We start from the raw sequence: 18,752 nt of genomic DNA, 5'->3' as shown, positions 1-18,752 counted from the left end.
TACTTGATCTTGTGGCGGGACAGCACCCCCCTCTGCCCTGCCGGGCATCTCCCCCGCAAGGGGGGAGATTGGCCCTCATATCCGCCTTCGCAAATTCCCAACGCTTCGGGAAGAGCATCGGCGCTGAAGCAGCCGATCTCCCCCCTTGCGGGGGAGATGCCCGGCAGGGCAGAGGGGGGTGCGAAGGAACGCCAACAGCCCCATCTATCGAACCGCGTCGACTACCCCGGCGCAATCAGCACCGTACTCTCAGGCGACCAGCGCAGCACCACCTCCTGGCCCTCCGCCAGTCTGTCGGCACCGGTGTTCTGCACGATCACCTTCAGCGTCTGGCCGGCACGGTCGACGAAGTATGTGCTGTTGTTGCCGGCGAAAATGCGCTTGGAGACCTGCCCCTTGAGCATGTTGGCGTTGCCATCCGAAGCCCCGCCATCAATAGCAATACGGATGCGTTCGGGCCGCACCGCACAACTCGCCTTGGCACCAGCAGCAAGGCGAGCACCCGCGCCGGCGGCAATCGCCGTGCCGTCCGGCAGCCGGATGCCATCGCCCGTCGTATCGCCGCGAAAAATGTTGGCGTCGCCGAGGAAGGTGGCGGCGAATTCGCTCTTAGGCCGGTCGTAGATCTCCTCCGGTGGTCCTTCCTGCACCAGCCTGCCGTCGCGCAATATGCCGATGCGGTCGCTCATCGTCAGCGCTTCTTCCTGGTCATGGGTAACGAAGATGGTGGTGATGCCGATCTCGCGCTGGATGCGCTTGAGCTCGATCTGCATATCGACGCGCAGCGCCTTGTCGAGCGCGCCGAGCGGCTCGTCGAGCAGCAGCACGCGCGGCTTGGTGACGATGGCGCGGGCGAGCGCCACGCGCTGGCGCTGGCCGCCCGACAGCTGATGCGGCCGCCGCCCACCGAGCTTGCCGAGTTGCACCAGATCGAGCGCGCGCTGCACCTCGGTAGCGATGATCGCCCTGGCCTCGCCGCGCACCGACAGGCCGAAGGCGACATTGTCGGCGACGCTCATATTGGGAAACAGCGCATAGTTCTGAAACACCATGCCGATGCGCCGCTTTTCGACCGGCACCCGCTCAACGCTTTCGCCGCCGATGGTGATGCGGCCGGAATCGGGAAAATCGAACCCCGCGATCTGCCTGAGCAGCGTGGTCTTGCCGCTGCCCGATGGCCCGAGCAGCGCATAGAAGCCGCCATCGGCGAAATCGATAGAGACATCGTCCAGTGCCTTGTGCGCGCCGAAACTGCGCGAGACATCAGATACCTGCACGCCGGCCATTATTTCTCTCCGCCGAATTTGAAGAACCGCGCTGTCAGCAGCATCAGCGCCATCGACACGACAATGATGATGGTCGAGACCGCGTTGATCTCGGGCGTAAAACCCTTGCGGATCGCGGCGTAGATTTCGACCGGCAGCGTCGTCTGGCCCGGCGTCGCCAGGAAATAGGACACGACGAACTGATCGAACGAAACGGCAAACGCAAACAGCCCGCCGGCGATGACGCCGGGCATGATCCAGGGCAGCGTAACGCGCCTCGTCACCTGCCACTGGTTGGCGCCGAGCGAGCGCGCCGCCTCTTCCAGCTCCGGCGCGAAGGTCTGCAGCCGGGCCGAGACGACGACGATGACATAGGGCAGCGCCAGTGCGACATGGCCGAGCAGGATGGCATGCAGGCCACGGCCGATGCCAACGCCGAAGAAAAAGATCAGCATCGCCGTGCCGGTGATCAGCCACGGTATGGCGATCGGCGGAAACAGCAGCGCCTGCAGGAATTTCTTGCCACGAAACTCATAGCGGTAGAGCGCCAATGATGCAGCCGAGCCGAGCACGACGCAGATGATTGTGGTGATGACCGCGATCTCGACGCTGTTCCAGGTGGCCGCGATCAGCTGGTCGTTCTGCCACAGCGAGGCGTACCATTCGGTCGTCCATTCGAACGGCAGTTGGTAGAAGGGCGAGACATTGAACGACATCAGCGCCATGATGATGATCGGCAGATAAAGAAAGGCGAGCAGCATAAAGATGTAGAGACGGCCGAGCCATTCGAGGATGCGGGTCGTCGCCATCACGCGGCCCTCCGCAGCACCGGCGACGCCACCGCCAGGATGACCAGCACCACCGCCAGCAGGATGAAGGAGAGCGCTGCACCGAGCGGCCAGTTGAACACGGCGACGAACTGGTCCTCGATGACCGTGCCGTAGAAGGTGCCGGTGCGGCCGCCGAGGATGCGCGGTTCCATGAACGAGCCGACGACCGGCACGAAGATCAGCGCCGCACCCGCGACCAACCCCGGCATCGACAGCGGGATGATCACCCGCTTCAGCACCTGCAACCGCGAGGCTCCAAGCGAACGCCCGGCCTCGATCAACGAGTCGTCGATCGCCTGCAGCGTGAGATAACAGGTCAGCACCATGTACGGCACATAGGAATGCACCAGCCCGATGATGACGGCCGGATAGGAATACATCAGGTCGATGTTGATCTTGAACGGCAGCACCGCGTTGAGCGCGGTGTCAAGGATGCCACCTTCGCGCAAAACCATCGCCCAGGAGAAGATGCGCACCAGCCCGTTCGACCAGAACGGCAGGATGACGAGCAGGAAGATCGCCTCGCGGCTGCGCCCCTTCAGCACCTTGGCGAGCACGTAAGCCGCGGGATAGCCGATGACGACGCACCACAGCGTCACTTCGAGGCCAAGCCGCAGCGAGGCCAGCAGCAGCGTCAGATAGAGGCTTTGCGAGAAGAAGGCGGCATAGTTGCCAAGCGTGAACGCCCACGGTTTTCCCGACAGCGGCAGCTCGGTCATGAACGAGAAAAAGACCATGGCCGACAGCGGCAGGAAGATCGCCACCGTCAGCCAGAGATAGGCTGGCGCCAGCAGCGGCAATGCCGATCTCAGCCCGCTTCGCGACGCTGTCGCAGCTGCCATGGTACCCTCCTCCCAGTATTGGAAGAACCAGCCGACGCGAACCGCCGGCTGGCCTGGCTGTGATTACTTCACGTCGACCTTAAGCTGCTGCCAGAGCGCCAGATAGGCTTCGCGCTGGGCGTCGGTGATCGGCGCCTGGAACTGGATGCGCTTGGCCACTTCGGGATCACCCATGACCTTGCGGTTGAAGGCATCCTCGGGCAGCGCTTCCACCGCCTTGGTGTTGGCGGAGACGGGAGCACCGACCTTGGTGACCCATTCGACGTAGAATTTCGGGTCGATCATGTAGTTGATGAAGGCCTCGGCGCCGGCGACGTTCTTGGCGCCGACCGGAATGGAAAACGCGTCGAGCCAGGCGACGGCGCCTTCCTGCGGCACGACCAGCGAGACCGGCAGCTTGAAATGCGTCTTGGCGCGATCGGCCGAGCCGCTCCAGTAGGTGCCGATGTCGATCTGGTTGGAGGCGACCATCTGGTTCCAGTCGTTCTCCGAGCTCCAGAAGGTCTTGATCTGCGGCATCAGCGAGGTCAGCTTCGTCTTGACCGCATCCATATCCTTGATGTCGTTGATGTTCTGGCCAGTGGCGATGGCGCCGAACTGCACCGCTTCAACGGCGTCGTCGCGAATGACGACACGGCCCTTGTGCGCGGCATCCCACATCTCGGCGATGCTCGTCGGCGGCTTGTCGAAGGATTTTTCGTTGATGGCGAGCGCCGTCAGGCCCCATACCCACGGCACGCCATAGACCTTGCCGTCGTGGACGAGCATCGGCGATCCCGCCTTGTCCTTGCTGATGTCGGCGTAGTTCGGCAGCTTGGAAACGTCGATCGGCTGGATCAGCTTGCCGTCCATCGCCTGGTCGTTGAAGGCGGCGTTGATCATGACGACGTCGTAGAGGCCGGGATTGGTCCGGATCTTGGTCAGCATTTCCTGTTCGGAATTGAAGAAATCGTTGACGACCTTGTTGCCGGTCGCCTTTTCGAAAGCCTCGACGGCCCACGGCTCGTCGGCGCCGTAGCCCTTCCAGTTGAGCACATGCACTTCGTCGGCCTTGGCGGCGAACGTGAGTGCGGAGGTAAAGACGGCGGTCGCCGTCAGCAGAGCAGTCAAGTCAGGCATGCGCATGGTTGGTTCCTCTCTGTGGGTTTGCCCGCTTCCCGGGCTTGTCAGGCTTTCCAGCTGTTATGCATTGGCCTTCTGTGTCCGGCCTGCTCCCGATGGGTCGGCGGCATGGCTCAGGAATGTCTGGATTTCGCGGTTCGTCGGCGCCGACGAGCCGCCATGGCGGGTGACCGAAATGGCCGCTGCAGCATTGGCATAGCGCGCTGCCTCGAAGGGCGGGATGCCGTGCGCCAGCGCGCTGACGAAACCGCCGATATGGGTGTCGCCGGCGCCATTGGTGTCGATGGCGCTGACGTTGAAGCCGGCAATGGTCTGCGCTGTGCCGTCGGCCAGCCTGATATGGCAACCCTTCGCGCCAGCGCGAATGATCACGCCAGCAGCCTTGGGGCAGTGGTCGGCGAGAAGTCGTGCCGCGAGTCCCTCGACATCGCCTGGGCCGGCAATCTCGGCGGCTTCCGTCGTGTTACAGCTCAGCCATGTGGTGCGGGCAAGCACCCGCGACAGGATGGGACGCGGAATGTCCGAGATGACCGGCGTCGGATCGAAGACGAAGGGAATATCTGCCGGAAGTGCCTCGATCCAATCGGTGAGCGCATCGCGGCTCTTGGGATAGCTTAGCGTGTAGCCGGAGGTGAACACCCAGTCTCCCGGCGCCACCGCGACCGGCGCCATCAGGTCGCGGCTGAGCACGCTCTCCGCCCCTGGCCACGACACGAAGGTGCGTTCGGCGTCGCTCGAAATCATGGCGACGCAGTTGCCGCTGTCCGTCAATGGCGATGGCGGCGTCAGCGTCGCGATGCCCTCGGCGGCGAAAGCGGCACGCAGGAAATCGCCATTGGGTCCGCTGCCGAGTTGGCCGCCGAACACCACCTGCATGCCGGTGCGGCTGGCCGCGACCATCATGTTGAAGCCGCCGCCGGCGACCTGGGCGAAGCTCGACGCCGTCTTTTCCATGCCGGGCGCCGGCAGGGCGTCGATGCGGTAGACATAGTCGACCACGGCACTGCCGACATGGACGAGACGGCCGCTCATTCCGCCGCGTCCTTGCCGGAACCGATTTTCGCCACCCTTGCTGCCACGAGGTCGGCGGCAAGCGCGCGAACCTCTGACATGTCGAGGCCGACAAGCCGGGCGATATGCTGTTGCGGCAATCGGGAAAAACCGCTGCAGGCGCCGGCCATGCCGGCGGCGATGGCGCCGATCGTATCGGTGTCGCCGCCGATATTGGCGCTGATGATAGCTGCTTGCCATGGGTCGCCACGGGCGACTTCCAGCACGGCGAAGGCCGCCGGGACGGATTCCTGGCTGGCGACGCCGGTACCCACCAGATCGGTGATCAGCCGAATGGCATCCCTGATCGCCTTGCCGCGCACGATGTCCTGCGCCCAGACGATACGCGCGGCGATGTCGCCGCCGGTGACCCAATGACCAAGCGTCGCCCCTCGCCTCGCCGCCGCGACGGCGCTGGCGGAAGCATCGCGCCAGCCACCGCCGGCGATGCCGCGGCTGACGGCAGCGGCAACGGCAGCAGCGGAAGCGATTGCGATCGAGGTGTTGTGCGTCGCCCGGCAGGTCTCCGCCACCTTGGCGACGAACGCCTCCAATGGTTCGAGCGGCATCATGATGCCGACAGGCCCGATGCGCATGGCCGCGCCATTGGTGTCGCCGCTGCGTCCCGCTTCCTCGGCCGGTACGCCATTGTTGATGGCGTCGATGGCCCGTTTGGTCGACGGCCCCAAGAGATCATAGCTGCCGCGCGCCTTGACCTCGCGCTCCCAGTCGAGCAGCGCATTGACCCAGCGCGCGTGGTCGAAACGGTCGCCGGATTCGACCAGGATGCGGCCGAGCAGCAGCGCCTGTTCGGTGTCGTCGGTGATGGTGCCGGCAGCCAGTCCCTTCGACACCGGATGATCGGCGAAAGGCTCGATGAAATCCTCGACATGGCCGTGGAGTTCGGCAATGCGAACCGGCGACAAAAGCTGCGTCGGCATGCCGAGCGCATCTCCCAGCGCTCCGCCGACAAGCGCGCCCATGGCGCGATCGATGGCCTTGCTGGTTGCATCCGACATCGCTCAGAACCTCATATGCAGCGCAAAATGTGCCGGGTTGAGCAGGCTGGTGACATACTCGATCGGCCGATCGTCAGCCGCACGCGTCAGCCGGCGGCCGCGCAGGAAGGGCGTGCCTTGTGGGCAACCGAGGATGGCCGCATCCTCGGCATTGAGCATCTCGATCTCGACCCATTCCTCGCCATGGTCGGGAATGAGGCCGGCGGCGCGCAGCGTCTGGTGCAGCGAGCCCTCGCGCAGTCCGCGCAACGGTACGTCCTCAAGCTCGGAGGACAATGGCAGCCGGCTGCGCTCGATGGAGATCGCATGGCCGTCGCTGGCGTTGGTGCGCACCCGGTCAACGGCAATGAAGAACGGGCTTTCGATACCAAGCAGCGCAGCCAGATCGGGGTCTTCGATGACCTCCAGCCGCAGCGTCCGCGTCTCGGCATTGGCGCCGGCATCGGCCAGCGCGCGCGACCAACCGATGGAGTCATCGACCGGCTTGCCGTCGAAGGTGACGAACGAGCCAATACCAACCCTGGTCGTGATCAGCCCGCGGCTGGACAGTTCTTCGAGGCCCTTGCGGACCGTATTGCGACTGACGGAGAAGCGCTGGACAAGTTCATTCTCGCTTTGCAGGCGGTCGCCGAAGCCGAGAACACCGGAGCGGATTTCATGTTCGAGAACGGTGGCGATCTGCTCGGGTTTGCCCGTACCGGGAGACAGTTGAACCGCGCGCCGCTTCATATAGGTACCTGTTCAGTGAACCTGTATAGTCCTGTTCAATATCTGGATAGAAATGCCGTGTCAACAGATGCCGGAAACAGGCCCAATGAACCCCGAATTTCGGATTGTCCGCAGAGCGCGCCGAACTGGCCGGTTGCCATGGCCCGGAAAAGCCGGTGAAAGACCGAGATCAACCAAGAGGATAGAGCCGATCCTTGATTCAATTTCACCGGGCAGGCTACGGGATCGACACCTCACGCGGCTCAACGAGAATGTCCGCCTCGATAGCGGCGTTGATGAACGCCGCCCTTGCCGCCGAGACTTCTTTCTTTCCCTCTAGCACGGCCAGACAGACCTTACGGGCAACCATATGCTTTTGCCCGGTTGCAACCGGCCAGCGGTTCAGCAGGATGTCGGCAGCCTGAGCGACCCGCTCCACGTTGAAGATCGAGTTTCGCGATCGGCCGAGCGCAATCCTGACCGGCTCATCGAAACGCTGATCTTGCACGATGCCACTCCCCAAAGTCGGCATTCATCGATTCGCGGCCTTCAACCCCGCGCAATGTGATAGGTTCCGCGACAAAGGTGCAAGATGTCCGATTCCAGTGGCCAGAAAAATCCCAGGCTGATCGTCGTGGTCGCGTTCGATCGCGGTGAGGATGGCGAGTTGTTCCCAGCCTTTGGACCCGCCGACCAGCAGAGCGAAGACCGCGCCATACGCACCGCCAGGGCTCTAGCGGCAAAGCATGCCGGCGTCATCGCCTGGAGCCGCGAGGCCGATCCGACGCTGGGCGAATACGGCCCGCCGAACACGCTCTTCGTCAGCGGCGACGTACCTGACATGGAATAGTCGACTGGCGTCAGCTTCTGGATGCCTTGCCCATAGGGTTTGATGCGAGCCGGTTTCCCCTCGCCAGCAAGCAAAAGCCCGCTACGGTGAACCGGAGCGGGCCTTGGAGGAGGACAAGGGGTGGGACCCTCTCCTCTTGTTTCCACGGGGGGGTGTGGACCGCAATGACCATACGAAAGTTTTGCAGAGTGCAGGATCACAAGCCGGCTTGCCTGCATCACAATCCGGTGCACGCCGATATTGGGGGCGCTCACGAGATTGCGATCAGTTGCGATAACCCGGCTAGATACGCCCGAGCACGACAAGCACGATGGCGATGAGCAGCACGAGCCCAAGGCCGCCGCCGCCATAGTAGCCGGTGCCGTAGAACGGACCGCCACCGAGGCCGCTGAGGCCGCCAAGCAGCGCAATGATGATCGGTATGGTTCCAAGACTCATAGCGATGTTCAAAGACGAGCGCTCCAAAGGCTCTACCGTTCCGCGCGATTGTGGCGGGCATCGCGTGCGGAAGAGGTCTGCCGGCAACAGAAGCGGCCATCCAGATGATGGCAACCAGAATTTGATTCCGGCACGCCTGTGGACGCAGAAAGCCCGCCAGCGTGGCGGGCTTTCCTACCGGCCGGAGGCCAGGAGAGTGCGGTCGAGCCTCACGGCTGATTCGGCACTTCCAATCCCCGGCCCCTTCAGTATCAGCGACGAGCGATCAGGAGGCAGAGTTGCCGTAGATCGCGGTCGTAGGCGCCTTCGCTGCTGAGCACGTCGACGCAGCGCTTCTTCATTCGCGCCACGTTGCTATCCGACATCTGGGCCACGACACCCGGCAGGCTCGGCCTGCTGGGGTTTGACGGATTGGACGGATTGCTCGGGTTCGACGGATTGCCTGGATTGATGCCGCCACCAATACCCACGCCGACGCCGCTCGTCCCGCCTACATTGGCGCCAAGGCCGGCCGTAATGCCGCCAGACCCTCCGATGTTGGCGCCCGCGCCGGCATTGATGCCGTTGCTGCCGCCGACCGAAGCGCCGAGACCAGCATTGACACCGCTCGAGCCGCCAACATTGGCACCGGCACCGGCATTTACACCACCGCTGCCGCCGACCGAGGCGCCCACTCCGGCACTGATGCCGCCACTGCCGCCAACGGAAGCCCCGACACCGGCATTGACGCCGCCGCTACCACCCACCGAGGCACCAACGCCAAGGCCGATTCCCGCAGCATTGGCGGGCAGGGAAAGAGCTAAAATTACCGCACTACCCGCCAACATATTGGCGACTGTCTTGATGGTGTGAGCCATAACACTCTCCTGTTGTCGTTGCGCTAAAGCAATTGGCGAGAGGCCGATTGCAAGATCAACTACGCGAGGTGGTGAATTTCAGTTTCAGAGAGAGAATACTGAACCTGAGGCGTGGTGTACATCAACAAAATTTCTGAAACAAAATGATATTAAAGTTTGAATAATTGTTCTTTACACGAACAATTCGTAAGGCATTGGCGATCGGACGTTACTCTGCTCCATGCCGCACACCGCGCTGGACATGGATAGGCCTCTCGCAAGATCAGCAAGACCGCCGCGATGATTGCAAGTGGCCAGAGTCTATCGGCGGCCGGATGCGGGAGTGAGAGAGTGCAAGCGTGATTGCAGGCCGAACGATTCTGCGCCGGCCCGCTTGTCAGACGATCCCGTAGAACAGCCTGTAGTGGGCGCGCTTCATATAGTCCCGGTATTCCGGCGTGGCGGCTAACAGCGCCTCTTCGCGCAGGATGCGATGAACCTGGAAGAAGGTGATCGCGGCGTAGACAGCAAGATTGTAGAAGGAAAAGGCCGACAGCAGGAACAGGACATGACCGGCAAGGTATCCGGCATAGATCGGGTGCCGCACCAGGCGGTAGGCACCGTCGGTCATCACGCCGCGATTGCCTGGCAGAATGGCGAAAGAACGCCCTAGCGATATCTTCCCCCAGATCACGAACCCCAACGCCAGGACTTGCAGCGGCGCAGCGGCATAGACCGGGATGATGGCCACGCCCGGTTGCAGGTCGATGAAGCCGACACCGAAGCTGGCGACCACCGAAACAACCACCGTCAGCGGGTTCCAGTCGCGTACCTGCGGTCGCCGCGACAGAAGCAGCCAGGTAAAGGTCAGGATCTCGGAAATTGCCACCAGCGCCACATTGATGCGGGTCGGGTCGAGCATCAGGTGATATACGCCGCGGTAGACGAACATGCCCGCGAAGGCCAGCGCGCAGATCCGAAAGAAACCTTCGCGCAAATCCACCACGATTTCGCGCTTTCGGGCTGCGGACAAAATCCTGCCGTCACTGACGTGCGAAAGCGCCTCGCTTTTTGATATGAGCAATGCAAACACCCCGATGATCCCTCGAGGCGACCTTTGCACGCAACCATTGCCGGGCAGTTAATCAACAAGATCAGATCGGTGTTTAAACTGGCTGTCGGGGAGCCAGGGTGCCACATCCAGACGACCCTGCTCCACGCGGTCGTCCAGAAATAGACTGGCGACCCATTTCATTTGGTTTTGCCAGACTAGCTCAGATAGTCGTTGCGGAAATAGCTCCCGAAATCCGGGCGTTGAGCAACCAGCTTGCCGTCGGCATCACGCAAAATGCCGGACGCGAAGAGATAGCCGCCGATCGCTTCCATCTTGGCTGGATCCATCGTCCCGATGGCGCCGCTTTGGCTGCGCAGATAATGGCCGTCGATCAGCGCCTTCAGCGAGGCGTGGATCAGCGCCGGATTGGTCAACGCATCCTTGTTGGCCGCGATCAGCAGGGCTGCCGCATCTTCGGGGTGATCGACCGCGAACTGGTAGCCGCGCCGCGTCGCCTGGACAAAGGCGGCCGCAGGCTTGGAGTTTGCCTGGAGATAGGCTTCGCTCGAAGAGATCAGTGTCGTGTGCTCGTCAGGCACGCCGTAATCGGCATAGACGAAGCTGCGTTGTTTGACGCCCTTGAGCTCGGCGTCGACACCCTCCCAGGTCGAGACTTCGAGCGTGAAATCGACCGAACCATTGGCCAGCGCCTCATAGGCTGAGGTGCCGAGCGTCACCGTCTCGAAATTGCCCTTGCCGCCATCATGGCGGATGATGGTCGATATCAGGGCGTTTTCCCAGGCGCTGCCGAAGCCGCCATAGGTCAGGCCGTCGAGGTTTCTCGGGCTTACTATCTCGCTGCGGGCCGCATTGAAGACCACGCGGCCGGTTTCCGATTGCACCACCGCATAGACGCCCTTCAGGTCCGCTCCGGCGGTTCTCTGGGTGAACAGGCTGATGGTGCCGTTGATGCCGAAATCGGCGACGCGATTTGCAACCAGCGTGCCCGCACCGGTATCGCTGTAAGGCAGGATGTCGACCTCGAGCCCGGCCTCGCGATAGAAGCCCTTGTCGCGGGCGACGAACAGTCCGATGTGGTTGGTGTTGACCGTCCAGTCGAGGGCAACGGTGACCTTTTGTGCCGATTGTGCTTGGGCTCGCCCCGATCCGGCAATGAGCGGAAGGCCTGTGGCAAGGGTCAGCAACAAGGCCTGCCGGCGCGTCAAGTCAATCATGATCGTGTCCTTTGGATGGGGTGGCGTTGAGGATGATGTCGAGAATCTCGGCCTCGAGCGCACTTGCCTGGCGCGCGGCATCGCCGCCAAGGCTGCGCGGGCGCGGCAGCGGCACCTTGATTTCACGCACGATGCGGGCCGGGCGCGCCGACAGCACATAGATGCGGTCGGACAGGAACACGGCTTCGCGCACGTCATGGGTGATCAGGAGCGCCGTCCAGCGATGATGCCGCCACATCTGTTCCAGCCAGCGCTGCATGGCCGTGCGGGTCAGCGCGTCGAGCGCGCCGAACGGCTCGTCGAGCAAAAGCATGTCGCGTTGCTGCACCACCGTGCGCAGCAAGGCCGCGCGCTGGCGCATACCGCCGGACAGTTGCGCTGGAAAATGCCGCTCGAAGCCGGCAAGCCCGAATTCGGCAAACAACGGCGCAACGCGCACCCGCGCCGCCTGTCTCCTCATGCCTTGGACTTCGAGCCCGAGCGTCGCGTTGTCGAGGATGCGCCGCCACGGCATCAGCGCGTCACGCTGCGGCATGAAGGCGAAATGCCTGCCGTGGTCGTCGAGCGGCGCGCCGTCGAACAACATCTCGCCCTCGCCATGCTCGGCGCCGGTCAGAAGCTGGAAGAGCGTCGATTTGCCGGCGCCCGAGGGTCCAAGGATCGAGACGAATTCACCAGCGCCGACGCTAAGCGAAATATCGGCCAGCACGTCGAGCCCACCGAACGCCTTGCGCACATACCGCAGTTCCAGCCGGCTCATCGCCAGGCTCCCTTCCCGGCGGTTTCCTTGCCGGCCCGCTCCCAGGGCATCGCAAGGCGCTGCAGCAGTACAGTCAACCCGAACAGGACAAGGGTCAGGGCAGCGCTCACTCCGACGGCGGCAAGAACCAGGTCAGGACGGAAATTGTTCTTGACGTTGAGCATGTAGATGCCCAGCCCCTTCGCGGCCCCCGCATATTCGGCGAAGATCGCGCCGACCACGGCGTAGGTGATGGAGATCCTCAAGCCAGCGAAGAAATAGGGCAGCGCCGAAGGCAGCCGTGCCAGCACGAAGATGCGCCAGCGCCCTGCCCCCATGGCGCGCAGCATTTGCCCGATCTCGGCCTCGGTCGACTCATAACCCTCGACCAATGCAACCAGCATCGGAAAGAAGGTAACCAGCGCCACCAGCATGATCTTGGGCGCCAGCCCGAAGCCGAACCACAGCACCACCAGCGGCGCGATGGCCACCAGCGGCAAGGTCTGGCTGACGATTAAGACGGGAAACAGCGCACGCCGCAGCGGCTGGAAGAAGTCGACCAGCATCGACAGCACGAAGGCGGCGCTGAGCGAACAGGCAAAGCCGAGCAGCGTGGCGCCGATGGTCGGAATGGCGTTGTCGGCCAGCGCCTGGCGATTGAGCAGCGCTTGCTCGAAAACGCGCGACGGCGCCGGCAGTATCGTCGGCCTGATGCCGGAATAGGTGGCATAAAGCTCCCACGCCACTAGGAGCAAACCGACCGAGATCATGGCCGGCATTGCCTTGACAAGAAGGCCCGCGATCGGGCGCGAAGCGAATGATGATGAGACCACGGGAGATAACCTTTGACGGCCGCGCGGAGGCGGCGGCAGCTTCAGACAGCCGACGGGCTGTTGGCCGAGACCGTGACGTCGAGGGTTACGTGGCCGGCGCCTGGTCCGAAGCGGCAGAAGGCCTCGTCCAGCGCCGAAAAGATCGCACCGGCATCACCGCGCAGTTTCGTGCAGAAATGCTTGGAACGCTCATAGACGCCGGACTGCTTGAGAAAATCGATGCAGCCGTAGATCTCGTCCATGTGGTCGTCGGTGCCCATCACATAGAGCGAGAACTGCGCCGCCGCCGGCTGGCCGGTGGCAGCAGCATTGCGCACCGCCGCGATGGCCGCATCCTTGCGCGGGCCGAGTGGCCCGACAGGCCCGCCAAGTGCATCGGAGCGGCAGATCGGATCATCCGGCTCGCCAGGGCACCCGCGCGAGATGGTGGCCGACAACACGCAATGTTTGCCGCTACGTGCCGCCGCCACGAAGAGGTCGCGCATGGCGGGAAACAGCACTTCGGGCGACCCGACCAGCAAGGTCGAGATGTCGTCGGTCTCGATCCTGAGCTTGTCGCGCCAGGGATCGAGCGCACCGAGCGCGCCAAGAATGACACCGACGAAATCGTCGGTCATGGGGTATAGGGAAATCTGTGCGCCTGAAAACATCGCCCGCCTCGCTCCGCTGGTATTACCCAGATCAGCTTCTAGGGTCTGTGGGCTTGCCGCCCCCGTCTCAGCCCCGACCGTACGGAGCACCCCTGTGGATGTGCGCCTTAAAGCATCATTCGAGTTCAAGGGAAAGCCGTTTTTTCAGAGCACTGCGCCAAAAGCATTGCGCCAGTCACGGTGCGCCTGAGCGGAATTTTGTCGGGAACCTTCGCCGCCGCGACCGGTTGTCCCCACAGTCGCAACGCGATCACTTTCGTAGAAAATAAGCGACGACTTCACAGAAATGGAGACAAACCATGTTCATGAAAATCCTCGCAGCTTCGGTTCTCACCATTGGTCTGGCCACGTCAGCCATGGCGCAAAGCGCCGGCAGCAACAACGCAAATGGAAGCGGCAGCGGCAAGTCGGTGACGGTTGAGCCGAACACGCCGGCTTCCCCGAATACGATCGAGCCGGACACTGTCGACCCGGGCACGACCAACAGCACGACTGGCACGGTAGGGGACATGAATTCGAACGCGGATCAGAATTGCCCGACCAACCCGCAAGGCGCGCAGCCGGACGCCGATGGTAACGCGACGGCGCCAACGGTAAACGATAATCATTGTGGCAAGTAACCACGTCGCAAACGGATGAAGCCGCTGGGCATCGCCCAGCGACTTCATCCGTTTTTCTGGTCCGCAGCACTCGCTTTGCCGAACAGCCGGATTTCTGGAGCGGGTCTCCCGGCGGGCGGGCGCGAAAATAGGTGTTTCGAATTGAGCAGCCGTTTGAGCACTCTACCGTAGGTAAAATACAGGACCCGACCGTTGGCGAGATCAAATTCCACTGTTCCCCACCGCCTGACCGGGGCCTTTCCTGTGCAGGGCCCCAGCCTTCTGATCTGGAATCCCAGCCTGACTTTGCGCGTTCCGATTTCAAGATAGATGCCTGGCAGAAGGCCAAGCACATGCCATAGCCGTACAACATGCTCGACCGACATGGCCGGCGAGATTATCAGGTGGCTGGGCTGAAGCCGCGCCCAGACGAAATCGCCTTTCGGTTGCGGCATTCCTGACAACAGCCCCCGGCAGTAGGTCGGCACCGCCTCGCTCACCAGAATCCGCATAGCGGTTGCCGTGCTGTCGACCAGGGCTTCTCTCGATGTCCAGTCAGCTTCGGAAAACGGCACCTGCCCGAGAATGTCACCCTCGTCAAAACCGGCGGACATCTTGTGGAGCGTGACGCCGCCATGAGCCGCATGCCGGCCGTCCACGGCCAAGCGCTGGATCGGGTGGGGCCCTCGATAGTCGGGGAGCAGCGCCGGGTGGAGGTTGACCCCGCCTTTGGAAAAATGGCCAAGAACCTCTTGAGGGATCAAGACAGGCAAAGTGTAGCAGACCAGCACATCGGCGCGGACGTCAGACAATTGCCGACCAAGCGCATTCCAATCGTAAGGGCGGCCAAATTCGATCAACTTGACAGGCGTGTTACCGATAAACCGCCTGAGCAGCAGCTTGCGTTGAAGCCTTCGCCGGAAATTGCCAATGCTGAAACCGGTGGGACGACGCCGGAACCCGGGCACGATGATCGCGCCAATTGCATTTCCAGCCTCTAGCCAGCCGGCGAGCAGAGGCCCCGTATAGTTAGAGATATCGAGGACAAAAACGGCTGTGATCGGCTCCGAGTGATCGGTCGATTCGATCGGCCTCATCTTCGGCGGCTCAAACGGGCCGACAGGTCAGGGCGAGCTTGTCAGGTCGGCTGAGTGGAAGGCGATGCCAAGGCAGTGACAACCGAAAGACGCTCGCGTTTTACAAACACTGGCTTTTCGTAAACTTTTTTCACGGCCCGTCTCCCGAAATCAACTCTTCCTGCGCAGTTGGACCGCGATACGGCAGGCTGTCAACCGCCTGACCGTGTTTGCCTACCGCATCCGCATTCGCCGTTGACGAAGGTGTTCGAAGGGCGCTTTCGCACATTGGTGAAAGCTCGATGGCTTCACCGACGCGACAAGCCGCGCTGACCGAAAGGGGTTTGGATGCGATGATCTGCTCGACGACACCGTCGAGCAGCAATGCAGGGCAAATCGCAGTTGCAAATCTACGAAACCGCCGTCTCGCGAACCGGCAGCTTCCAGCCTGGCCTGACGAAGTGGCAGGTGTATCCGTCGGGATATTTCTCCAGATAGTCCTGATGCTCGGGCTCGGCTTCCCAGAATGGACCAACGGGTGCGACTTCGGTGACGACCTTGCCCGGCCACAGGCCCGAGGCATCGACATCGGCGATGGTGTCCTCGGCGACGCGCTTCTGTTCGTCGCTGGTGTAATAGATCGCCGAGCGATAACTCGTCCCGACATCGTTGCCCTGGCGGTTGCGGGTCGTCGGATCGTGGATCTGGAAAAAGCGTTCCAGCAGCGTGCGAAAGCTTATGATGGCCGGATCGAAATTGATCTCGATGGCTTCTGCGTGGGTGCCGTGGTTGCGGTAGGTGGCGTTGAGCACGTCGCCGCCGCTGTAGCCGACACGGGTGGAGATGACGCCGGGATAGCGCCGTATCAAATCCTGCATGCCCCAGAAACAGCCGCCGGCAAGGACTGCACGTTCGGTCGAAGTCGCCATGTCACGTCTCCTCAAAGGTAGCGGTTTTCCGTCTGGAATTGCGTAAAAGCAAGTGGTCTCGAAATAAATGGGCATTGTCACCTGCTTCGTCCAGCGGACGCGGTGGATCTACTTCAGTTGCTCGTTTGGGCGAGCCTGTCGATCAAACCCGGTAGCTTCATGCCAGGCGGAATGGCGGCAAAGCTGATCGCCACCGGTGGTGCCCTGAGCGACCAGTCGAAAAGAACGGTCTTGACGGGGATGTTGCCCAGCCACGCCAGCAGCCGAGGTGGCACGCCGCTCCCGGGCCAGACCAGGAGCATGCCGTGATCGCGCAGCCGCTGGCTGGTGATCCAGGGGGCGAGCCGCATGTCGAGGTCGGTGAAGATCGACGGCTTGTCATAGGCGTTGAGGCCCGCCAGCAACGCGATGCGGGTATCGCCGCCGACGATGTCGAGCCGACCGGGCACCGCCGCGTGCCAGACCGCCTCGGCTTCGTCCGAAATCTGCCGCGCTGGCCAGCAGACGGCATCCATGCGCCCGCGCAAATTGCAACTCGTCCAGCGGATGCCCGCATAGGCACCGGACATGCCGAGGATGCAGGCGAACGCGCAGATCGCCAGCCGTCGCAGTTCGACGGCGCCGAGCCGATGACCCAGCAAGGCGAGCGCCACAACGCCGACCAGATTGTACATCGGCGCGCCCCACGCCTCGCCGGCGCCGGTGAACAGCGAAGCCACCATGACAAGCACCGCCGGACCAAGCCCCATCCACACGAGATAGGCCAGCGCGCCGCTCTCGATGGGCTGTTCCGGCGCGGGCGAACGCCGCAACAGCCCCGATATCGACAGCACCAGCAATAAGCCGCAGAGCCCCGCCATTTGGACACCGATATAGTAAAGGCGGGCGCGGTGGACCAACACCCATTCATCGCGGCCGGCGACATAGGTCAGCGGCAGGAAATCGATGCGGTAGAGCTGGACGGCCAGCGGCGCGGCGACGGCGAGGAAAACCGCGAGCCCAAGCCAGGGCCAGGGCGTGGCGAGCCGGTTGCGTGCCCGTGTGTCCGACAACAGCCAGATCGCCCCGAAGAGCAACAGCAACCCGGTGGAAAACTTGGCATAGAGCCCGACGCCCGACACCAGTCCGAGCGGCAGCCACCAGCCCGGCCCACCGCCACGGCCCGCACGCCACAGCAGCCAGCAGATTGCGGCCCAGAAGGGCATCTGCGCGTAATCATGATTGAACTGCGGTGTCGGCCAGCCGAAGAAATACAATGACGGCATCAAAAGCACGGCGGCCAGCGCGCGGGTTCTCCCGAGCATGTCGCGGGCCAGCAGGTAGACGAAGACGAAGGTCGCCGAGACGACAAGCTGGGCGAGCAGATATTGCGGCCAGCGGAACGATCCGGTCAGAAGATGGCTGATCTCGAGCAGCCAGCCGGGGAGCTGCGGATGCTTGTAGGTCAAAAGCACCCATTCGCGGCCCCACATGAAGCTCTCGACGACATCGCCGGGCGGGGCGGCATCGACAAGCGCCGGAACCACGGTCCAGCACAGGATCTGCGTCAGGCATAAAAGCGCCAGGCCGGCTTCTGGATAGCGCATCAGACCCGGCCAGATCGACGACTGCCGCCAGTCGCCTGGAACAGAACTGCCGACCGGCAGCCAACCGTTCATGGGTTCGTCGATTCGCGTCATGCGGTGGATAAATCACACCGGACGGTTTTACGAACAGCCCAGAACTTGAAGCTTACGAAAATGTATACTTGGCCGACCATGGCAAAACCAAGATTGAGGCAGAGTTTCGCGCCACCATGCCGCCTCTCCCGTCATCACATGCCAGCAAGACAACAATGGAACACGCCATCCCGCAGCACCCTGAACATGCCGGGCATGGCGCCTTGGGCGTGATCGCGGCAGGTGTCGCCTACGCCTGACCGGCTCCCGTCCCCAAAAAAGCATCCAGGATTTGAAAAATGCGCCACCACCATGCCGTCATTCATTACCGTGCGCTCGATTTCTGGATGGCCCGTGCGGCCGTTCTCGTCATCATCTGCCTGCAGCTTCTGGTCATCAACAATCTCTCATTCGGGCCGCGCTGGGTGGCGCCCGCGCTGGAGGCGGCCCTGCTGCTGCCCTTGTCGGTGGCCACCGCCTGGACACAGGCCGCCACCCGAAAGGCGGTCGAGGACCACGAGTGGCATGCGATCGGCCAGTTTCGGGTCATGATCCGCAGAACAGCCCTGACCATGACCGCCATCATCAGCATCATGAATTGCGGTTCGCTGGTCCTGCTGGTGCGTGCCTTGCTGGAGGGCCATGCCGGCAACAGCGGTACGACGCTGCTGATCGACGCACTCAACATCTGGGTTACCAACGTCATCGTGTTTGCCTTGTGGTTCTGGAGCACCGACCGCGGCGGTCCGCCGACCTGCGGCCTCGTCAAGCTCGCACAGGCCGATTTCCTGTTCGCGCAGATGACGTTGAACGACCGTGAGCTTCGAGATTGGCTGCCCGGCTTCGTCGATTATTTCTTCCTCGCCTTCACCAATGCGACCGCATTTTCGCCCACCGATACCTTGCCACTCTCCCAGCGCGCCAAGCTGCTGATGATGGCCGAGGCCATGATCTCGCTGCTGACCATCGCGCTGGTCGCGGCACGCGCGGTCAACATCCTCGCTTGATCGGCCCGACAC

Annotated in this window: 23 protein-coding genes and 1 riboswitch; of the genes, 4 read left to right on the top strand and 19 right to left on the bottom strand. The window is 62.7% G+C overall.

What is annotated here, in order from left to right:
- Positions 1-221: 221 nt before the first annotated feature.
- The 8 genes from NKI66_RS17080 to NKI66_RS17045 all read right to left on the bottom strand — a co-directional run bounded on the left by NKI66_RS17080 (position 222) and on the right by NKI66_RS17045 (position 7,344).
- Positions 222-1,286, bottom strand: coding sequence for an ABC transporter ATP-binding protein (locus tag NKI66_RS17080; protein ID WP_352612623.1), 1,065 nt, complete (start codon positions 1,284-1,286; stop codon positions 222-224).
- Positions 1,286-2,074 carry an ABC transporter permease gene (locus NKI66_RS17075; RefSeq protein WP_127412003.1) on the bottom strand — a complete coding sequence of 263 codons (789 nt, stop codon included), beginning with the start codon at positions 2,072-2,074 and terminating at the stop codon, positions 1,286-1,288. Before NKI66_RS17075 ends, NKI66_RS17080 begins: the two co-directional genes overlap by 1 nt.
- Positions 2,074-2,937: an ABC transporter permease gene (locus tag NKI66_RS17070; RefSeq protein ID WP_127317861.1), complete on the bottom strand. Its 864-nt coding sequence runs from the start codon at positions 2,935-2,937 to the stop codon at positions 2,074-2,076. The genes NKI66_RS17075 and NKI66_RS17070 overlap by 1 nt, the downstream gene beginning before the upstream one ends.
- Positions 2,938-3,000: 63 nt before the next feature.
- The gene (locus NKI66_RS17065) at positions 3,001-4,062 is read right to left on the bottom strand and encodes an ABC transporter substrate-binding protein (protein ID WP_128304631.1); all 1,062 of its coding nucleotides are present in this window, start codon (positions 4,060-4,062) and stop codon (positions 3,001-3,003) included.
- 57 nt (positions 4,063-4,119) lie between these two features.
- Complete coding sequence (locus tag NKI66_RS17060; protein WP_128304630.1) at positions 4,120-5,091, bottom strand: PfkB family carbohydrate kinase; 972 nt, start codon at positions 5,089-5,091, stop codon at positions 4,120-4,122.
- Positions 5,088-6,128 carry an ADP-ribosylglycohydrolase family protein gene (locus NKI66_RS17055; protein ID WP_023814057.1) on the bottom strand — a complete coding sequence of 347 codons (1,041 nt, stop codon included), beginning with the start codon at positions 6,126-6,128 and terminating at the stop codon, positions 5,088-5,090. The genes NKI66_RS17060 and NKI66_RS17055 overlap by 4 nt, the downstream gene beginning before the upstream one ends.
- 3 nt (positions 6,129-6,131) lie before the next feature.
- Positions 6,132-6,857 (bottom strand): GntR family transcriptional regulator, encoded by a 726-nt coding sequence (locus NKI66_RS17050; RefSeq protein WP_023814058.1) that lies wholly within the window; start codon positions 6,855-6,857, stop codon positions 6,132-6,134.
- Between the two features lie 217 nt (positions 6,858-7,074).
- Positions 7,075-7,344 carry a DUF982 domain-containing protein gene (locus NKI66_RS17045; protein ID WP_027035091.1) on the bottom strand — a complete coding sequence of 90 codons (270 nt, stop codon included), beginning with the start codon at positions 7,342-7,344 and terminating at the stop codon, positions 7,075-7,077.
- Positions 7,345-7,428: 84 nt separating this feature from the next.
- On the opposite strand from NKI66_RS17045, the gene NKI66_RS17040 reads away from it, so the two are divergent.
- A complete protein-coding gene (locus tag NKI66_RS17040) occupies positions 7,429-7,686 on the top strand; it encodes a hypothetical protein (RefSeq protein WP_023814060.1) in 258 nt (85 codons plus the stop codon).
- Between the two features lie 282 nt (positions 7,687-7,968).
- Here NKI66_RS17040 and NKI66_RS17035 read toward each other — a convergent pair whose 3' ends face one another.
- From NKI66_RS17035 to NKI66_RS17005, 7 genes are all read right to left on the bottom strand, one after another.
- Positions 7,969-8,124: a DUF3309 family protein gene (locus tag NKI66_RS17035; protein WP_023814061.1), complete on the bottom strand. Its 156-nt coding sequence runs from the start codon at positions 8,122-8,124 to the stop codon at positions 7,969-7,971.
- Between the two features lie 251 nt (positions 8,125-8,375).
- Positions 8,376-8,981, bottom strand: a complete 606-nt coding sequence (locus NKI66_RS17030) for a hypothetical protein (RefSeq protein ID WP_031213861.1) — start codon at positions 8,979-8,981, stop codon at positions 8,376-8,378.
- Between the two features lie 376 nt (positions 8,982-9,357).
- Positions 9,358-10,053, bottom strand: coding sequence for a methyltransferase family protein (locus NKI66_RS17025; protein ID WP_352752326.1), 696 nt, complete (start codon positions 10,051-10,053; stop codon positions 9,358-9,360).
- Positions 10,054-10,229: 176 nt separating this feature from the next.
- Positions 10,230-11,249: an ABC transporter substrate-binding protein gene (locus NKI66_RS17020; protein ID WP_352441204.1), complete on the bottom strand. Its 1,020-nt coding sequence runs from the start codon at positions 11,247-11,249 to the stop codon at positions 10,230-10,232.
- Positions 11,242-12,009 (bottom strand): ABC transporter ATP-binding protein, encoded by a 768-nt coding sequence (locus tag NKI66_RS17015; protein WP_023814065.1) that lies wholly within the window; start codon positions 12,007-12,009, stop codon positions 11,242-11,244. The genes NKI66_RS17020 and NKI66_RS17015 overlap by 8 nt, the downstream gene beginning before the upstream one ends.
- Positions 12,006-12,767, bottom strand: coding sequence for an ABC transporter permease (locus NKI66_RS17010; protein WP_023814066.1), 762 nt, complete (start codon positions 12,765-12,767; stop codon positions 12,006-12,008). Before NKI66_RS17010 ends, NKI66_RS17015 begins: the two co-directional genes overlap by 4 nt.
- Before the next feature lie 95 nt (positions 12,768-12,862).
- A complete protein-coding gene (locus NKI66_RS17005) occupies positions 12,863-13,471 on the bottom strand; it encodes a YkoF family thiamine/hydroxymethylpyrimidine-binding protein (protein ID WP_352441205.1) in 609 nt (202 codons plus the stop codon).
- Positions 13,462-13,575: riboswitch (TPP riboswitch) on the bottom strand. Its footprint overlaps the gene before it by 10 nt.
- Positions 13,576-13,770: 195 nt before the next feature.
- Between NKI66_RS17005 and NKI66_RS17000 the strand changes: the two genes are divergently transcribed.
- Positions 13,771-14,091 carry a RodZ family helix-turn-helix domain-containing protein gene (locus NKI66_RS17000; protein WP_023814068.1) on the top strand — a complete coding sequence of 107 codons (321 nt, stop codon included), beginning with the start codon at positions 13,771-13,773 and terminating at the stop codon, positions 14,089-14,091.
- Between the two features lie 44 nt (positions 14,092-14,135).
- On the opposite strand, the gene NKI66_RS16995 is transcribed toward NKI66_RS17000, so the two are convergent.
- The 4 genes from NKI66_RS16995 to NKI66_RS16980 form a co-directional block, all read right to left on the bottom strand.
- On the bottom strand, positions 14,136-15,167 hold the full coding sequence (locus NKI66_RS16995) for a formyltransferase family protein (RefSeq protein ID WP_023814069.1): 1,032 nt from the start codon (positions 15,165-15,167) through the stop codon (positions 14,136-14,138).
- 130 nt (positions 15,168-15,297) lie between these two features.
- Positions 15,298-15,531 (bottom strand): hypothetical protein, encoded by a 234-nt coding sequence (locus tag NKI66_RS16990; protein ID WP_155930624.1) that lies wholly within the window; start codon positions 15,529-15,531, stop codon positions 15,298-15,300.
- 25 nt (positions 15,532-15,556) lie between these two features.
- On the bottom strand, positions 15,557-16,075 hold the full coding sequence (msrA, locus tag NKI66_RS16985) for a peptide-methionine (S)-S-oxide reductase MsrA (protein WP_023814070.1): 519 nt from the start codon (positions 16,073-16,075) through the stop codon (positions 15,557-15,559).
- A gap of 113 nt (positions 16,076-16,188) precedes the next feature.
- Positions 16,189-17,733 (bottom strand): glycosyltransferase family 39 protein, encoded by a 1,545-nt coding sequence (locus NKI66_RS16980; RefSeq protein WP_352441207.1) that lies wholly within the window; start codon positions 17,731-17,733, stop codon positions 16,189-16,191.
- A gap of 89 nt (positions 17,734-17,822) precedes the next feature.
- Here NKI66_RS16980 and NKI66_RS16975 point away from each other — a divergent pair, with 89 nt between their 5' ends.
- Positions 17,823-17,993 carry a hypothetical protein gene (locus NKI66_RS16975; protein ID WP_164762750.1) on the top strand — a complete coding sequence of 57 codons (171 nt, stop codon included), beginning with the start codon at positions 17,823-17,825 and terminating at the stop codon, positions 17,991-17,993.
- 39 nt (positions 17,994-18,032) lie between these two features.
- Positions 18,033-18,740, top strand: a complete 708-nt coding sequence (locus NKI66_RS16970) for a hypothetical protein (RefSeq protein WP_023814072.1) — start codon at positions 18,033-18,035, stop codon at positions 18,738-18,740.
- Positions 18,741-18,752 lie beyond the last annotated feature (12 nt).

Origin of the sequence: Mesorhizobium sp. M0518 (genome assembly GCF_040321125.1) — a bacterium.
In the GTDB taxonomy this organism is placed as follows: domain Bacteria; phylum Pseudomonadota; class Alphaproteobacteria; order Rhizobiales; family Rhizobiaceae; genus Mesorhizobium.
The sequence above is the reverse complement of the archived record's forward strand: the minus strand, read 5'-3'. Positions and strand labels throughout refer to the sequence as shown.

Excerpts from the sequence above, each read along its gene's own strand:
- NKI66_RS17080 (WP_352612623.1), bottom strand. The coding sequence starts at position 1,286 with ATGGCCGGCGTGCAGGTATCTGATGTCTCGCGCAGTTTCGGCGCGCAC.
- NKI66_RS17075 (WP_127412003.1), bottom strand. The coding sequence starts at position 2,074 with ATGGCGACGACCCGCATCCTCGAATGGCTCGGCCGTCTCTACATCTTT.
- NKI66_RS17070 (WP_127317861.1), bottom strand. The coding sequence starts at position 2,937 with ATGGCAGCTGCGACAGCGTCGCGAAGCGGGCTGAGATCGGCATTGCCG.
- NKI66_RS17065 (WP_128304631.1), bottom strand. The coding sequence starts at position 4,062 with ATGCGCATGCCTGACTTGACTGCTCTGCTGACGGCGACCGCCGTCTTT.
- NKI66_RS17060 (WP_128304630.1), bottom strand. The coding sequence starts at position 5,091 with ATGAGCGGCCGTCTCGTCCATGTCGGCAGTGCCGTGGTCGACTATGTC.
- NKI66_RS17055 (WP_023814057.1), bottom strand. The coding sequence starts at position 6,128 with ATGTCGGATGCAACCAGCAAGGCCATCGATCGCGCCATGGGCGCGCTT.
- NKI66_RS17050 (WP_023814058.1), bottom strand. The coding sequence starts at position 6,857 with ATGAAGCGGCGCGCGGTTCAACTGTCTCCCGGTACGGGCAAACCCGAG.
- NKI66_RS17040 (WP_023814060.1), top strand. The coding sequence starts at position 7,429 with ATGTCCGATTCCAGTGGCCAGAAAAATCCCAGGCTGATCGTCGTGGTC.
- NKI66_RS17035 (WP_023814061.1), bottom strand. The coding sequence starts at position 8,124 with ATGAGTCTTGGAACCATACCGATCATCATTGCGCTGCTTGGCGGCCTC.
- NKI66_RS17030 (WP_031213861.1), bottom strand. The coding sequence starts at position 8,981 with ATGGCTCACACCATCAAGACAGTCGCCAATATGTTGGCGGGTAGTGCG.
- NKI66_RS17020 (WP_352441204.1), bottom strand. The coding sequence starts at position 11,249 with ATGATTGACTTGACGCGCCGGCAGGCCTTGTTGCTGACCCTTGCCACA.
- NKI66_RS17015 (WP_023814065.1), bottom strand. The coding sequence starts at position 12,009 with ATGAGCCGGCTGGAACTGCGGTATGTGCGCAAGGCGTTCGGTGGGCTC.
- NKI66_RS17010 (WP_023814066.1), bottom strand. The coding sequence starts at position 12,767 with ATGCCGGCCATGATCTCGGTCGGTTTGCTCCTAGTGGCGTGGGAGCTT.
- NKI66_RS17005 (WP_352441205.1), bottom strand. The coding sequence starts at position 13,471 with ATGTTTTCAGGCGCACAGATTTCCCTATACCCCATGACCGACGATTTC.
- NKI66_RS17000 (WP_023814068.1), top strand. The coding sequence starts at position 13,771 with ATGTTCATGAAAATCCTCGCAGCTTCGGTTCTCACCATTGGTCTGGCC.
- NKI66_RS16995 (WP_023814069.1), bottom strand. The coding sequence starts at position 15,167 with ATGAGGCCGATCGAATCGACCGATCACTCGGAGCCGATCACAGCCGTT.
- msrA (WP_023814070.1), bottom strand. The coding sequence starts at position 16,075 with ATGGCGACTTCGACCGAACGTGCAGTCCTTGCCGGCGGCTGTTTCTGG.
- NKI66_RS16980 (WP_352441207.1), bottom strand. The coding sequence starts at position 17,733 with ATGAACGGTTGGCTGCCGGTCGGCAGTTCTGTTCCAGGCGACTGGCGG.
- NKI66_RS16970 (WP_023814072.1), top strand. The coding sequence starts at position 18,033 with ATGCGCCACCACCATGCCGTCATTCATTACCGTGCGCTCGATTTCTGG.